Genomic DNA, 16,102 nt, shown 5'->3' on the forward strand with positions numbered 1-16,102 from the left:
AGCTTTCGGCCCGGGTCATGGCGACGTACAGCAGGCGGTCTTTTTCGTCCTGCTGCGCCATGGCCTTCGCCTCGACTTGCTCGGCCAGTTCAGGCGGGGTGAGGGACGCGCCGGGTTTCCAAGCGAGCAGATCGTCCGGCCCTTCCACAAAGCGGGGCGCGCCTTGGGCTTTGATGAACTGGCACTCCGGCAGGATCACTACAGGGCTTTCAAGCCCCTTGGCCCCATGCACCGACATAATCCGGATCAGGCCCGCGCGGGCATCCATCTGCCGCTTGATTTTGATCTCTTCGGCGTCGAGCCATGTCAAAAATCCAGTCAGGCTGGGCACATCGTTTTGCTCATAGGTCAGAGCCTGCTGGAGCAATGCATCCAGCGCTTCGATGCATTCATCGCCCAATCGTGCTCGAAACCTGCGCCGTCCGCCCATGCGCGTCAGCACGCGTTCAAGCAATTCGTAAGGGCGCAGAAAATCTGCAACACGCAGCAGTTCCTGAAGCTCTGTCACGGTGTTTTCTGGCGTGCCACGGCGGCGCAGTGACTCCCACAAGTATGCTTTGCCGCGCGGATGCGCGAGGCGGAAAAGATCATCCTCAGACCAGCCAAACAGCGGCGAGCGAAGGACAGCAGCAAGAGAGAGATCATCCTCGGGCGTCGCGAGAAACGACAAGAGCGCGGTTAAATCCTTGACCGCCATTTCCCCCGAAATCCGCAATACATCCGCCCCCGCAAGCGGCAGGTTCCGAGCTTTGCATTTCTCAAGGATCAGGTTGAACAGTTCCTTGCGGCGTTGCAGCAGAATAACGATATCGCCGGGCTGAACGGGTCTGCGTTCCTTGCCTACGGTAATCAGGGTGCGATCGCTCAGCATTTGCTCAATCTGTGCGGCGACCCTTTCGGCCATCAGCACCTTTGGGTCGTTGCGGGCGGGGCGGTCCACGGGGTCAAACCATGCGCGATCAGGATCGGCTTCGCCCAGCGACGGGATCACAGGCCACAGGTCTACGCGGCCGGGCTTGTCCTCAAAAAAGGCGGTGTGCAGCACCTTGGCCCCGGTGCCGGGTGCGCGGCCATCGCCGCAGGTTGCGTCCACAAGGTTCAGAATTGTGGGCGCTGAGCGAAAAGAATACTGCAACTCACGCGACTGGAAGGGTGCATCAACCGCCGCCAAACGCTCGGCGAATGTTTCCCGCATCTCGTCGAACTTTTCGGGGGCCGCCCCTTGGAATGAGTAGATGGATTGCTTTTTGTCACCCACCACGAACAGCGTACGGGCCACATCCGATCTTGCGCCTTCGCCACTGGCGAATTCGGCGGCCAAGGCGGTGATCACATCCCACTGCACGGGCGAGGTATCTTGGGCCTCATCCACCAAAATGTGGTCGATCCCACCGTCGAGTTTGAAGAGCACCCATTGCGCCACATCCGAGCGGGACAAAAGTGCGCGTGTTTTCTGGATCAGGTCGTCAAAATCCAGCCAGCCGCGTGCGGCCTTTCGGTCCTCAATCCGGGCAAGATAAGGCGCGGCAAAGGCATGAAGAGCCGCCGTTTGGGCCGCCGCTGCCTGTCTGCCACGCCGTTCATGGGCCGCACGTGCGACCTCCTTGAGGTCTTCGATCATGTCGGGATCAAGCTTCTTGAGCACAGGCGCTGTGACTGGATTTTTGCGCAGCTCAAACTTGCCCGTCAGGAATGTATTTAGAAACGCCTCAAACACTTCCTGCGAAGCGTTGTTCAAATCAAGCGGGGCAAGCCGTTCCGCCAAGCTGATCATTGTCTTGCTGTCAACGCCTTGCAAGGCGCCGCGCATCTCTTTGAAATCGTGCAGAACCTCGGGCGTCAGCGCCTGGGCCATGACGTCGTCGGCCTCATCTAAACCGAAGGCCGCAAAAATATCGGCGCGGGATCGGGGGCGGGCAAAATGATCGCGTGATTTGATGATCTGGGCGCAGAATTTCTCGGCGTCTTGGTCGGTCAAATGCTGGGCGACGTCGTCGAATAACGCGGTGCCTTCAGGGGTGGCGACCAGTTCTTCTAGGGTTTCCGCTGCCAACAGGGTGCCCGCGCGGTCGTCCATTTCTGAGAATTGGGGCGAGACACCCGCCTCAAGCGGAAACCGCCGCAGGAGCGAGGCGCAAAACGCGTGGATCGTTTGAATTTTGAGGCCGCCCGGAGTTTCAATCGCACGCGCAAACAGGGTGCGGGCGTGGTCCAGCGGGACCTCAGAGCTGTCTGGCACACCCATTTCGGATAACTCGGCGCGTAGCTCCGCGTCCTCCATCATCGCCCAGGCTCCTAGCTGTGCGAACAGACGGTTTTGCATCTCACCGGCGGCGGCTTTTGTGTAGGTCAGGCACAGGATACGTTCAGGCGGGGTACCCTCTAGCAACAGCCACGCCACACGGTTTGTCAGAACGCGTGTTTTGCCAGAGCCTGCGTTGGCGGATAGCCACGTGGATGTTGCGGGGTTGGCCGCAGCGATTTGCGCGGCAGAGGCGGGGTGGGTCATGGCGCGTTCTCCTCCCGGCCTACTCTGATCAGTGTGGCGGGGGCGGTATCGTCCCATTCGCCCCGGCGGGCCAGATGCGCATAGTCGCTTTCGTAGGTTACGCCTTCCATTGCGCGGTGCGACGTGTACCCTTGATCGGGGCTGTCATAGCTGCGGATCAGGCGGATCAACCCGGCCCGTGTCTCAGGCAGCAGCGGCATCTGCGTATCATCGATGATGGGGTTCATATCGACCTCAAGGTCTTTGGCGGCAGAGCCAAGCCCTATGTATGTCATGCCTGCAACGTCCCGCACCCCGAGGGTTTTGAAGCCGCCACCCTCAACGATCAACGCCTCAAGCGGCATCTGCCGATCAAAGAATGTTTGCACCTTTGCCGACGGAATTTGACCGGTTTTATAGTCGTAAATCCACACGCGCCCGTCCGGGAGGGTGTCGATCCGATCTGCTTCTGCTGACAGGGTAAAGTCGATTTCGGGCAGGGTGATCCGGCCCCGTTCCTCAGTCAGTGCTGGGGTGGCATGGGCTCTGCGTTCGGCTTCACGCGCCAAGAATTGAGGCGCGATCCGCATAAGTTTGGCCCGCCACAGGCGACGGGCTGCGGGCCACGGCGCTTGCTCGGTCAGGGTGTCTGTTAGGATGTCTTCAAATAGGGGCAGCGGGTCTGCGGGCAAACTGTCTAGGGTGGCGGCGGTAAACCGATCCATTACGGCATGGATGATCGTGCCGCGCAGCGGGGCATCTGGCGTTTGGCGCAGCGGATCAAGAGCCCGAAGGTTCAGCACGTTGGCGGCGTAAATCGCATATGGGTCGCGGATCAGCGTCTGGATACGGGTCACGGATAACTGACGCGGTCGAGCAGCCACGACGGGGGCTGGGGCCGGCCGCGGCGCGCGCGGTATGATGGTGTCTGGTCGATCGAGCGCCTCTGCCTGAAGTATCCACGGCGCGGCGCGTGCGGTCATCGCCTTTAGCGCATCGGGCCCTTCTGGTGCCAATCCGCGCAAAAGGTTGGTCAACCTGTTCAACCAGCGGGAGGGCACGGTTTCCGCTTCGGCGTCGCGCAAAGATCGCGTGAGCCAGACTTGCTTGCCAGCGATGGCCTGTTGAAAATCATGGGCAGAAAGGCCGATGCGCCGATCTGGCGTGCGCAGTCCTGCATCCATGCGCATTTTGCGGTTCATCCAAGGGTCCGGCGTCGGCAAGTCGGGCCAGACGCCATCGTTCAGCCCGGCCAAGATTACCAGATCGGCACCTTGGACTCGTGCCTCCATCGCGCCCCAGATCATAACATTGCCGTGGCCTGTAAAGGGTTCGCGCACCTCACCACCTTGTAGCACGGTCGACAGGATCGTGCCGTATTCCGCAAGGGTCATCTCTTGACCATCCGTGCCTGCGTCGGTGCGCAGGGCTGCGATGGTTGCAGCGGCCTCAATCCCGGGGGCTTTTTCCCACAGCTCGCCAGCGCCTGCTGCGTCAGGCCCCGCGCACAGGCGTTCACACAGCGCGATATGCGTACTTAGATGGTCCGCAAGGGGGCGATCCGGGGCTTCGGAGGCGCATACATCCAAAAGATCGCATAACCATGCGACCCATGTTTGCAAAGTCTCTGGCAAAGGGGCGGGGCGATCCGTCAGCCATTGGGTGACAGTGGTGCGATCAGGAAAGGGGCAGCCCCGTCGCAGCAAGTCGAGTTCCAGATTACGGGTGAACAACAGGTGTTGGCCCCGGTCATCGCGCCCCGAGTGGGTCAGCGGATGTTTTAGCAGCGCAAGCAGCCGCTCCGGCGTCACGGGGCGGCCCATCATTTGTGCAACCATGCGCAACAAACGGCCCGGTGCGCTGAGGCCCAATGGCGCGCCTGCGCTGTCATCGGGGGTGATGCCCCATCGGTTCAGCGCGGATGTGACCTGCCGCGTCAGCACCCGGTCCGGCGAAATCAAGGCCGCGCGGGTGCCGTCCTCAACCGCTTGGCGCAGTCGAAGGGCGATGGTGATGGCCTCTGTGCGTGGGGTGCGCGCCTCTAGCAGGGTCATGCCATCGGTGGCGGCAGCAAGGTCTGGGCGCAGGGCGGGCCCTTCGGCGCGCCATTGGTCTGTCACGGGCGCTGGCCGCAGGGCGAGCGACAAAAGTCGCGTACGCTCCGGCGCATTGGGGCTGTGCGTGGACCATTGCGGCAGTTGGGCGGGATCAATGCCAACCCCGTCACACAGGGCCGCGTAGCGAAACTGTGGATGATCTTCCGAGCCTTGCGCCACAAGGCTTTGCCACAGTGTGGGTGAGAGGGTTTGATCTACACCCGGTAGGATCAGCGCCCCTTGGGGCAGGCTTGCGATCCGTTCCATCAGGCGCAACGTGGGGCCGCGCGACCCGGTTGAGCCGGCCACAAGGATTGGATCCTGCGGAGGGCGCGTATCCCAGCGTGCGAAAAGTGCGTCGAGTGCGGCTGCTTGGCGGGCCTCGGCGGTGATCAATTCTGGGTGCGTACCATCAAGCGCGAGGTAGCGCGTGACGATGTCAAGAAAGGTGAGCGAGCGTTCCCAGTGGGCCGACAGCGTCCCGGTCTCAATCGCCTTAAGGGCCGATGTGGGTACGCGTTCTTCCTGCATCTCACCCAACAAATCGCACAGGCTACCCGCAAGGTCGAACGCAGCGCTGCGCGGGGCCAGATCAGGTGCTGCGTCCAGCAACCGTCCGACCAAATGCGACACGGTCAGTCGCAGGTGCAGGGGCGAGACGGCGTTTGGAAGCGGGTTTGTCGGACACAATGCTGCTGGATCGCTGACCAGCATCAACTTGGGGAGAAAGCCATGGCCGGTCGCAAGGAAAACCTCACGCAACCGACGCTCCATCCGGCGGGTGTTTACAAGGATCGTGACCCGGGCGATTGCCTCAGGCGGTTGCCCTGCGAGCCGGGTACGCAGCCCCGCGACCAAGGCTTCTGAGAAGTCGACGCCGAGGGGTTCGGCAAAAACGCGCGGGGCGTCGGATGGGGCAAACAAGGTCATGGGCGCGTCTGCTCCCGCAGCATGGTTTCGGCCTGAATGATGCCCTCTGGGTGGCCCACATCGGCCCAGTGGCCGGGATGCACGACGCCATGAAGCCGTCCTGTGGCAATCATAAGCGCCCAAAGCTCTCTCAGAGAAAACACTTGATCTGTGATGGGTGCGAGCCCTTCGGTCTTTACGATCCCGGCGCCGGTGTAGACCATCCCGTTCGTATCGCGGGCCAACGCACCGCCCTGCATGATCGCGAAATCACCGCCACCTTTGCGACCATGTGCGCGGTCAAGTGGAACCAGCAGCAAAAGCCCATCCATCCGGGCGGGATCCCATGCCGCGCGCAGCGTTTGTGCCGCTGATGGGCCGGTCCAAACCGCGTCTGAGTTGAGGGTCATGACCGGGTTCGGCCCAAGCAACGGCAGGGCATTGCGCAACCCACCGCCGGTTTCCAACACCGGGCCGGGTTCGACCACGCAGGCCACGCCGGTTTTGGCCGCGAGGTGTGTTTGTACTTGCTGCGCATGGTGGTGCGCGTTCACAACAATCTGGGCAGGTGACGCGGCACGGGCCTGATCCAGTGCGTGATCCAATAGGGCACGCCCAGCGACTGGGATCAGCGCCTTTGCCGTCGTTTCCGTTAGGGGGCGCATCCGAGTGCCAAGCCCTGCGGCAAAGATCATAACGTTCATCGTCGAGCCTTGATCTGGGCCAAGTAATCGGTCGAGGGCGCGGGTAATGCCGCGCATAGTTTGGCCAATGGCGCAAGGTCAGGGTGACTGAGGCAGGTTTGTAAATGATCCCAGGCGCGGGGCAGCAGCGATAGGTAATTGGGCTTGCCGTCGCGAAGCCAAAGGCGGGCAAAAACGCCTATAATTCGTAGGTTGCGCTGTGCTCCACAAAGTGCGGCGTGTCGTGTGACTGCATCCACCGTTTGGCCAGTCCCGGCGGCAAAATGCGCAATCATTGCGGTGTGAATGGCAGGGGTCACATTGCGTCGCGCATCCAATGTCAGCGACACCAGATCATAGGCAAGCGGCCCAAGCATTGCATCTTGGTAGTCCAATAACCCCACCCGCGAAAGACCGTTGCGTTCAGGCAGCCACAACAGGTTTTGCGCATGATAGTCCCGTTGGATCATGCCCATCTGCGTGGGCAAGATGTCATCGGCAAGGGTGCTAACGGACTGGGCAATCTCGGTTTCGAGCGCCTCATTCGGTGCGTACCAGACCGCGGCAAGTGCCGCGAGCGGGCCCATTGTGGCGGCATCATAGGGGCTGAGGCCGGGGGCCGGTGTTTGGTGATGTAGCGCGATCAGGACATCCACGGCCGCCGTGTACAGCTCGATCTCCATGTCAGGGATGTGGGCTAGGGTGTCGGCAAAAAGGTCGTCGCCCAAATCCTCAAGCAAAAGCAGACCTTTTGCCACGTCTTGCGCATAGATTTCGGGTGCGCTTAGCCCAGCATCGCGCAGCCGTGTGGTGATGTCGACATAGGGACGCACGTCCTCACCCGCACTGGCGGGGGCATCCATCAAAATGGAACGGCTACTGTCCTGCACCAGCCGGATATAGCGCCGGTTTGAGGCATCCTGTTGCAAGGGGTGCTGCGTGGCGGTGGCCCAGTCCGTTTGGGCTAAAAAGGCTGTGATTTCGTCTGCGCGATCAGTCATTTAATGCGCCCTCGATCTTCGCACACAAGGGACCGCCAAAGCCCGAGACCGCGATGGTTCGCGTGTCGTCAATATCGGTGTGAGCAAAGGTCAATGTGACGGCGCCGGTTGGGGTGGCATCACCCAAACGGTCGGGCCATTCGATCAGGCAAATTGCGGTCTGCCACGCCTCATCTAGGCCCAGTTCGAACACTTCATCCGGCGCCGCAAGGCGATAGAGATCGGCGTGCCAAATTTCAGTCGTGCCAGCGACATAGGTTTGTACGAGGGTGAACGTGGGCGACGGCACATCTTCGGGTGGCTGGCCCGCGTTAGCTTGGAGCGCATGGATCACAGAGCGCGCAAAGTGCGACTTGCCAGAGCCGAGCTGCCCCTCAAGGAGCAGCGTGTCCCCCGGTGTCAGTTCGGCGGCAAGGCGTTTGGCAAATGCGGTGGTGGCCTCGGGCGAGGAGAGGAGCGTTTTCGACGTCATGACACAGACATAACGAGCCTGCGTCCCCTGCCGCAAGGGCTGTTACGATGGCGATGTGCTAGAGGTCGTTTGCTTACGCTTATTGGTTGGGGCCGCGTCGATGATGACTTGGTCCGAGGGCGCAATTGCGGGGGCTTTGCCTTTTTCCAAAAAGCCGACAAGCGTCATCCCACCTGCAAGGGGCGAGACGCGGATATGTAACATGCGCCCGTCGCGTAGGATGATCGTGTCGAACCATTCCGCCCGTTTACTGAGCGACCCGACGAAATCGCGCAACTCACCCCAAACGGGGCTTGGTGCGCTGTTTTCCTTCCACAAGGCTATGGCGTCGGCGGCGGATACCTCGGTCAGGGAGAACCGAGGATCGTGTTCCCACATTTCTGAGTAGCGGGCGTTGGAAAGTGTGAGTTGGCCCGCTGGCGTGAACACGACAATCGCCTCATCCCCGCTATCAAAGACGGATTGGAACATCTCAAGCTCGGCGCGGAACCTGCGTGTGACCGATATTTCGGCGCTGATGTCTTCGATCAACAGGGCCACGGCGCCGTCCGCATGCGGGCGCCCCGTGACGCGAAAGGTCTGCCCGGATGCGAGGCTCCAGGTTTCTTCATAGGTACCGGTACCTTCGGTCCGTTCTAACTTGGTCAGGCTATCACGCCACGATTTGTAGTCCTTTGGTTCAGGCAGACGTTGGCGTTCACGCAGGTGATCAAAGAAAACCGAGAGCTTGGGGCGTTGCGACAGCCAAGCGCCGTCCAAATCGGTAAGATTTATCAACGCAGGATTAAACAGGGCCAGTTGGCGATCTCGATCAAAGATCGCGAGGCCAGTTGGAAGGTGCGCGAAGGTCTTGGTTAGTGTCTGGATAAAGTTGCGCAGATTGTCTTCCGCGCGGACGACTTTGTCTAACGGAGTGGCATGAATGTAGCGGTTTCCGGCCACTGGTTCACTGATGGTTAACTCGAACCAGAGGCTCGTCATCTGGTCATCACTGGTTATTTTGCGACGCAAGCTACCGGCTGATATGGTGGCTTCCTCGGGGAAGATGCGGCCAATCGGCCAAACGCTGGCCGCAGCTTCGCCTTTTTGCTCAGCGAGGCGTTGGCGGTAGGCGGCATTGGCCCATATAATCTGACCCTGTTCATCCTGACACCAACTTAACGCGGGCGCGGTTTCGGCGGCAGCGCGTAAATTAGTCATGTCGCGGGTTAGGCTGTCGAGCGTCGATTGATCAATGCGAACCGTATCTTGCGCACGGTCCGCCGCCGATACTGTGATGCGCAGCAGTTCACCATCGCGCACACCCAACACGGTCATCCGATCTTTGCCCATTGTGCCGTTCAAACGAAAGGCACGACCATCTTTGCGCAATCCATTTAGAGCGTCACTGATCCCGTCGATTAGGTCTGCAAGTGCCTCTTCCAGTGACTCCCACGCGGTCAGGTGATCCACAGGCGTCGGGATCAGGAAGCCCGCGCCTCCAGAATGCTCCAGCAGATAGCCATCGCGAAAGATAAAGCGGCGAGGTTCTGCAAGTACATCGTCAGGCGCATGCACCGGGCCCGTGCGCACCCGTGGGGCAAGAAAAAGGATGGCGGACAGAGCAGCCAAAGCCGCACAAAAACTTACAAATAAAAGGAGGCCCATAAAGAGTGGATCCATGAGCATTGCGTAGCCTTCCATTAAAACCGCCCTCCTTTTTAGGTGAGGGAGGGTTAACAAGGCGTTAACGTAGCTTAGGTTGGCTTAACTAACGATCGATCAACTGGTTTTCGCCGAGGGGGCCCATAACGTCTGTCGCCTCCATTACAACAGCCTCGCGCGGCCAAGTGACATCGACAATCGCGCCAGATCGATCGCCGCGCTCTTCGTTCGTCAAAAATGGGTCAGTGCCATTGGCAAAGGCCACTTTGGCGCCTGTGCGTTCCAAAAGGGTTTTTGCAATAAACAGGCCCAAGCCCATCCCTTCATAGCCCTTGCGCTGGCTTACCTCTCGGGCGGGTTTGCGACGGCGGAGAAAGGGGTCACCAATGCGTCGGATCAGCTCAGGCGGATAGCCCGCGCCATCGTCAATCACCCGGATTTGAACCATATTCTGGTTCCAGTGCGCGTCAATCCAAACGCGACTATGGGCGAAGTCGACCGCGTTTTGAACCATATTGCGTAATCCATGCAAGAGCTCAGGTTTACGCTGCAAATTAGGCTGTTTTTCATCGCCACCAATGAGCGGGGTAAACGTATACAGCAGCTCAATACCTCGGTCCGAATGGGGTTCTGCGGCCTCTTTTACCAGCCCCGAAATCGGCACAGAGCGGATGTGTAAATCATCCTTACCGGCACGGCCCATTGACCGCAGAATATCGCGACACCGGTTAGCCTGTTCGCGGATAAGCTCGGCGTCTTCGCGCAGGACCTGGTCGTCCTGAAGTTCTTCTACCAATTCGGAACTGACCAGTTTGATCGTCGCCAAGGGCGTGCCCAATTCGTGGGCCGCTGCGGCAATGACCCCACCCAAATCGGTAAGGCTTTGTTCCCGGGTGAGGGCCATTTGGGTGGCGAAAAGTGCGTCGGACATAGCGTTGCGTTCTTGTGTGACACGCTGCGCATAGGCCGACAAAAACAAAGCGCCTACGATGATCGCGACCCAAAATCCCCACAGGTAGATTTCTGGCATCTCAAGGATGAAACCTTCCTGCGTGCGCAAAGGGACGTGGAAGATGCCAAGCGCTGAGATCAATACAAAGGTGATGCAGCCCAGAAAGACGGTTGATCGCAGAGAAAGTGCGGTTGCCGAAATAGTGACCGGAGCGATGAATAATAGGGCGAACGGGTTGTTCAATCCGCCTGTCAAAAACAGCAAAAATGTCAGTTGAGCCACGTCGAACAGCAGCGTTAGCATCGCGTCGCGGTCGTTAAGGCGCTGGTTCACGGGGAACACAGTCATGGCAAGCAAATTTGCGATGACCGAGGATCCGACCGCCAAAAAGCAAAGGCCCAATTCCACGCGCAGCGTTAGGAAAAAACTTGCAATAACAAGGGTAACTGTTTGGCCAAGTACCGCCAGCCAGCGCAGGTTTATCAGCGTCCGCAATCGAATGCGATCATCACGCGCGCCGCCGGAAAAAGGGTTGTCTGCCATGCTCATGGTCCTGAAGGGAGGGTGCAGCGCGTCGAGACGCAAGAGTTTTTTAACAATGATGATGCGGTTTTGTGCCTCGGGGCATTTGACCAATGTGTTAATTCCCCATAGCTTGCTTGAAAAAACAGCCCAGGAGTGACCGCAATGGCTGAAAATGAAGCAAGGGATTTGGGGGCTGATCGGACGCTATTATTGGTGGACGACGATGAACCGTTTCTGAGAAGATTAGAACGCGCTATGGACAAGCGCGGATTTGAGGTTGAGGCCGCGAGCAGTGTCGCCGCAGGGATAGCAATTGCGACCGCGCGCCCCACTGCATATGCTGTCGTCGACTTGCGGCTTGAGGATGGCAACGGGCTGGATGTCGTTGAAACGCTTCGCGAAAAGCGACCCGACGCACGTATCGTTGTGTTGACCGGCTATGGGGCGATTGCCACTGCCGTGGCAGCAGTCAAGATCGGCGCAACAGACTATCTAAGCAAACCTGCGGATGCGAATGACATCACCAACGCGTTGTTGGCCAAGGGCGATGAATTGCCCCCACCACCCGACAACCCGATGAGTGCTGATCGCGTCCGGTGGGAGCATATTCAACGGGTGTATGAATTGTGTGATCGCAATGTCTCTGAGACCGCGCGGCGTCTGAATATGCACCGACGTACACTTCAGCGTATTTTGGCAAAACGTTCGCCGCGATAGCGTTGCTTTCAGCCCGAGTTAACCCAGCACAGTGCCCATTAAGATTTGGGCACCGTGCTGGCCGCTATTGACCGACCTTTGCCTTCATTTCGAAAGCATTAATAATGGGGCGCAAGGCGGGTTAAACGTGGCTCAAGAGCCAACGCTTGAAAAGCCTTAGGCGCGGTATTTCTGCATCCTCTGGATGGACAATCCAATAACCAAGACCCTCTGTTGGTTTGGCGAAGACCTCCACCAATGTACCATCCGCTAGATCGCGTGTGACCAACGATCGGGATTGGATCGAAAAGCCGAGCCCACTGCGCACCGCTGCCAACACAAGTCCGTTGGTCGCAAACGTCCGCATCCGAATATCAGGCGCGGTAAAGCCGAAGTCGCGCACAAGCACATGGTGTTCGCCCGGTATGTCATTGGTCACCCAGACGACGTCGATCAGGTCTGCCATATCGCGCACGGGCTGCGCTGGTGCTAACTGCGGGGCGGCGACGACGATGAATTCTCCGGTCAAAAGAGGCGTAGCGGTGAGACTAGGCCACGAGCCGTTCCCGTAGCGAACGGCGCAATCCACAAGATCGGTTTTGAAATTCACCAAGGCATTGTTCGGTAAAATCGCTAGTTCAATATCAGGGTGTTTCGCCCAAAAATCCGAGACGCGCGGCATTAGCCAGTTCTCTGCAAAAGCCAGCGTGCAGGACAAAGTGAATGGGCGCATTGCGGTGATGTCGGACAGTCGCGCGCAGCCCGCAGAGATGGTGTCAAACCCTTCGGCTAAGTGAGTGGCCAAGAGCGCACCTTCGGGTGTGGGCGTCATGCCTTGGCCTGCGCGGATCATAAGCGTTTGGGCAAAGTGTTTTTCCAGGGCGCGGACATGTTGCGCGATTGCTGCATGTGTCACGTTGAGGGTACGGGCCGCCTCAGAATAGCTGCCAGTGCGCACAGCGGCGTCGAACGCCCGCAATGCAGGAAGGGAAGGAAGCGTGCGCCAGTCTAGCATGACTGTAAGTTAAACTAACATCCGCGAAATTGTCGAGAGTCGCTTTGGCACAAGACCAGCGGTACACCAAAGACAGATTTGCCATAGGAGGCCATGATGTTTGCCAAAGCTTTTGAGATGTTTTTTGCTGCACCTCGTACGACCCATTGGGAGGTGCCAATGTGTACCAAGCGCCCTTGCCCAACAGACCCGGATACGGCCTATAAAATCCACTTAGGGCAGTGGAGTCTTTATCGTTAAAGGTCGAAGCGTTTCCAAACCTTATCAACGATCTGTCCGTCGTCTAGTTGATAGCCTTCAACATATTTCCAATCCCGAAATCCGCGGGATTGATAGTAGGGCAGGCCGCTTTCGTTGTCGGCGCGGATGTGGGCGTTGATCCATTTGTACCCAAGTTTTGAGGCGGCTTTCTTGGTCGCCTCAAACAGTGCGGAGCCGATGCCCATCCCGGATCTATCTTGGGCCACGTAGGTGCCGATGTCGCATGCGTCGTCCGGGATTTGATCCCACGGTGCGATCAATTGAAACCCCACGATATCACCCTCGCTTTCAGCGACTGTCCACGCAGAACGCGCAGGCGCTTTGGTCATCCAGTCGCGGATAAATTTGGCGTCGACGGATTGGGTTAGGGCTGTTGTGCCACCGGTTTCGATAATCGGGTTGAGCAATGCAGCCATGGCAGCGGCATCAAACAGCTGGGCGGGGCGCGTGGCGATCATAGGGCCTCCATCAATTGGGTGTGCCTTGCCTTAAAGGCGCTGCGGACATCCAAGGGGGGGCGCAATGCGATGCTCAGGCCTTTGGTTATCGCAGGGTCGGGCGCGCCGAACAGTTTGTCCGCCTCTGCCTGCGTAAAGCCCGCGATCTGCGTCGCCTCTAACCACGCGCTGATGCGGTCGGCCTTTTTGATCTGTTTCTTGACGGCGGCGGGGACCTGCGCGGGGACACCAAATCGGATGTGAATGGCTGCCTGTAGTTTGTCATCCAGCTTGCCATACCCAGGGCCAACAGCGGCTTTGACCGGGGAGATCATATCGCCGATGACATATTCAGGGGCGTCATGCAGCAGGGCGGCTAATTGCCATTTCACGGGGGCATCCGGTGTCAGGCGAGAATAAAGCGTTTCCACCAATAAGGAGTGTTCAGCCACGGAATAGGCGTAGTCGCCTTGGGTCTGGCCATTCCAGCGCGCCACGAACGCGAGACCGTGGGCGATGTCCTCTACCTCTATGTCCATCGGGGTCGGATCAAGCAGATCAAGGCGACGCCCCGAGAGCATACGTTGCCAAGCGCGGGCGGGTCGGGCCATGTCTACCTCATTCATAGATCAGCGATGCGCGGCGGCGCGACTGACGGTTTTTTGTGCAATCACAATGGTTACACTCCGTGCGATGCGCAAGGTTAGGCGCCAGACCGCCGCGGCCATGCGCAACCATAGACCCTGCATGGTTTCAGTGTTATGGCCCCCGTCAAGAAGATCAACCCAAGAGGAGCCGCCCGGATGGCGCTTGATTATATCGTAAAAGACATCGCTTTGGCCGCATTCGGTCGCAAAGAATTGGACATCGCTGAGACCGAAATGCCCGGTCTGATGGCGCTGCGTGAAGAATATGGCGCATCCCAGCCGCTGGCCGGCGCTCGCATCGTGGGTTCGTTGCACATGACGATCCAGACAGGGGTTCTGATCGAAACGCTGGTCGCTTTGGGCGCGGATGTCCGCTGGGCGTCGTGCAACATTTTTTCAACCCAAGATCACGCAGCCGCCGCAATCGCCGAAGCCGGTGTGCCGGTTTTCGCCATCAAGGGCCAAACCCTTGAGGAGCATTGGGATTACTTGGACAAATCGTTCATGTTCCCCGAAGGCCCAAACCTGATCCTTGATGATGGCGGCGATGCGACGCTCTACATCTTGCTCGGTGCCCGCGCCGAGGCTGGTGAAGAAATCATCCCAGTCCCGCAGTCCGAGGAAGAGGCCGTCATTAAGGCCCAGATCGCCAAGCGTTTGGCCGCGAGCCCCGGTTGGTTCACCAAGATGAAAGAACAGATCCGCGGCGTGTCCGAGGAAACGACCACTGGCGTGCATCGCCTGTATGATCTGCACAAAAACGGCCAACTGCCCTTCCCTGCGATCAACGTGAACGACTCCGTTACTAAGTCGAAGTTCGACAACAAGTACGGGTGCAAAGAGTCGCTCGTCGATGGCATTCGTCGTGCAACGGACACAATGCTGGCTGGTAAAGTCGCGGTTGTGTGTGGCTACGGCGATGTTGGCAAAGGCTCGGCGGCATCCCTGCAAGGCGCGGGTGCTCGGGTCAAAGTGACCGAGGCTGATCCCATTTGTGCGCTGCAAGCCGCTATGGACGGCTTTGAGGTTGTGTTGCTGGAGGATGTTGTATCCTCGGCGGATGTGTTCATCACCACGACTGGTAACAAAGACGTGATCCGCATCGAACACATGCGTGAAATGAAGGACATGGCGATCGTTGGCAACATCGGTCACTTCGACAATGAAATCCAAGTTGCGGCACTCAAAAACCACAAGTGGACGAACATCAAAGATCAAGTGGATATGATCGAAATGCCCTCGGGCAGCCGCTTGATCCTGCTGTCGGAAGGTCGCCTTTTGAACCTTGGCAACGCAACGGGTCACCCGTCGTTCGTGATGTCCGCATCCTTTACCAATCAGGTGTTGGCGCAGATTGAGCTGTGGACCAAAGGTGACGAATACCAGCCCGGCGTCTTTATCCTGCCCAAGCACTTGGATGAAAAAGTAGCCGCGCTGCACCTTGCGAAGATCGGTGTGAAACTAACTAAGCTGTCCAAGGATCAGGCCGACTATATCGGCGTGGCCCAAGAGGGTCCCTTCAAACCCGAGCATTATCGTTACTAAGCCATCGAGATGATTTTTTCGCGGGGTCCCAATTTGGGGCCCCGTTTTCTGTACGGCGTCTTTCGTTAATTTCCCGCTTTGAGAACCGCGGAACAGCGGATAGCGTAGCATGGCCGCTCCAATTAGGGCGGATGCATGATCCAACAGCTGGGAGACCAAATATGGGTAAGCGCGACGAATTGATTGCAAAATACGCAGATGATTTGAAAACAAAGATAGGTGTAGAGCCGGACATGAGCCTTTTGGAGAAGGTCACGATTGGCTGCGGGCCAGCCATTTACAATGCCGATGCGGCGACGGTGGCGGGCTCTCAAGCGGCTGAGCTTGAAACCGTAAAGAACAACTTTTTGATCAAAAAGCTTGGGTTGGCTGATAGCCCCGAGTTGATGGACGGCATCAATGCCGTGATCGAGCAATACGGAAAATCTGAGCGGAATAAGTATCGTGCGGTGGTGTATTATCTGCTGACCAAGCACTTTGGCAAAGAAGCCGTCTACGCCTAGACCACACGACAGGTTGGCACCAAGGCCACGCCGCTGCGCGTGGCCTTTTGCGTAACTTACAACAAATCCTTCCTACTATGGTTTTGCTTTGCGCCGGGGTTTCGGGTATCTAAAGCGTGTCCGGACCAGTAAGGCCGGGCCCTCAGTTTCGCGCCTCAATTTGTAGGTGCTATGTCCGCGGGTGGTGCAGTCGAGCACGCGGGTGGCAGGAGGGTCCCGGGGGGTCGG

At 58.5% G+C, this 16,102-nt stretch carries 13 protein-coding genes; 3 read left to right on the top strand and 10 right to left on the bottom strand.

Translation table 11 applies throughout. The features are described from left to right. The 7 genes from addA to regB form a co-directional block, all read right to left on the bottom strand. Window positions 1-2,509: double-strand break repair helicase AddA (gene addA / locus AC4GMC_RS12670; protein WP_487879307.1), on the bottom strand; the 2,509-nt coding region annotated here is incomplete at its 3' end. Then, window positions 2,506-5,514 carry a double-strand break repair protein AddB gene (gene addB / locus AC4GMC_RS12675; RefSeq protein WP_487877089.1) on the bottom strand — a complete coding sequence of 1,003 codons (3,009 nt, stop codon included), beginning with the start codon at window positions 5,512-5,514 and terminating at the stop codon, window positions 2,506-2,508. The genes addA and addB, both read right to left, overlap by 4 nt. Then, window positions 5,511-6,197, bottom strand: a complete 687-nt coding sequence (locus tag AC4GMC_RS12680; protein WP_487877090.1) for a nucleotidyltransferase family protein — start codon at window positions 6,195-6,197, stop codon at window positions 5,511-5,513. The genes addB and AC4GMC_RS12680 overlap by 4 nt, the downstream gene beginning before the upstream one ends. Beyond that, complete coding sequence (locus AC4GMC_RS12685; protein WP_487877091.1) at window positions 6,194-7,177, bottom strand: aminoglycoside phosphotransferase family protein; 984 nt, start codon at window positions 7,175-7,177, stop codon at window positions 6,194-6,196. Before AC4GMC_RS12685 ends, AC4GMC_RS12680 begins: the two co-directional genes overlap by 4 nt. Continuing rightward, entirely contained in the window at window positions 7,170-7,649 is a 480-nt protein-coding gene (tsaE, locus tag AC4GMC_RS12690) for a tRNA (adenosine(37)-N6)-threonylcarbamoyltransferase complex ATPase subunit type 1 TsaE (protein WP_487877092.1), read from the bottom strand. The genes AC4GMC_RS12685 and tsaE overlap by 8 nt, the downstream gene beginning before the upstream one ends. Before the next feature lie 42 nt (window positions 7,650-7,691). Then, window positions 7,692-9,332: a PAS-domain containing protein gene (locus AC4GMC_RS12695; protein WP_487877093.1), complete on the bottom strand. Its 1,641-nt coding sequence runs from the start codon at window positions 9,330-9,332 to the stop codon at window positions 7,692-7,694. 67 nt (window positions 9,333-9,399) lie between these two features. Further along, a complete protein-coding gene (regB, locus tag AC4GMC_RS12700) occupies window positions 9,400-10,788 on the bottom strand; it encodes a sensor histidine kinase RegB (RefSeq protein ID WP_487877094.1) in 1,389 nt (462 codons plus the stop codon). A 144-nt stretch (window positions 10,789-10,932) separates the two neighbouring features. On the opposite strand from regB, the gene AC4GMC_RS12705 reads away from it, so the two are divergent. Continuing rightward, window positions 10,933-11,487, top strand: a complete 555-nt coding sequence (locus AC4GMC_RS12705; RefSeq protein WP_038005987.1) for an ActR/PrrA/RegA family redox response regulator transcription factor — start codon at window positions 10,933-10,935, stop codon at window positions 11,485-11,487. A gap of 121 nt (window positions 11,488-11,608) precedes the next feature. On the opposite strand, the gene AC4GMC_RS12710 is transcribed toward AC4GMC_RS12705, so the two are convergent. From AC4GMC_RS12710 to AC4GMC_RS12720, 3 genes are all read right to left on the bottom strand, one after another. Then, the gene (locus AC4GMC_RS12710; RefSeq protein WP_487878762.1) at window positions 11,609-12,481 is read right to left on the bottom strand and encodes a LysR family transcriptional regulator; all 873 of its coding nucleotides are present in this window, start codon (window positions 12,479-12,481) and stop codon (window positions 11,609-11,611) included. Between the two features lie 236 nt (window positions 12,482-12,717). Continuing rightward, window positions 12,718-13,200: an N-acetyltransferase family protein gene (locus AC4GMC_RS12715; RefSeq protein WP_487878761.1), complete on the bottom strand. Its 483-nt coding sequence runs from the start codon at window positions 13,198-13,200 to the stop codon at window positions 12,718-12,720. Next, window positions 13,197-13,790, bottom strand: coding sequence for an HD domain-containing protein (locus tag AC4GMC_RS12720; RefSeq protein WP_487879428.1), 594 nt, complete (start codon window positions 13,788-13,790; stop codon window positions 13,197-13,199). The genes AC4GMC_RS12715 and AC4GMC_RS12720 overlap by 4 nt, the downstream gene beginning before the upstream one ends. A 192-nt stretch (window positions 13,791-13,982) precedes the next feature. On the opposite strand from AC4GMC_RS12720, the gene ahcY reads away from it, so the two are divergent. Beyond that, a complete protein-coding gene (gene ahcY, locus AC4GMC_RS12725; protein WP_038005622.1) occupies window positions 13,983-15,371 on the top strand; it encodes an adenosylhomocysteinase in 1,389 nt (462 codons plus the stop codon). Window positions 15,372-15,532: 161 nt separating this feature from the next. Next, on the top strand, window positions 15,533-15,874 hold the full coding sequence (locus AC4GMC_RS12730) for a DUF2853 family protein (RefSeq protein ID WP_487878689.1): 342 nt from the start codon (window positions 15,533-15,535) through the stop codon (window positions 15,872-15,874). The last annotated feature ends 228 nt before the right edge of the window (window positions 15,875-16,102 follow it).

The organism is Thalassobacter sp. (assembly GCF_982993085.1).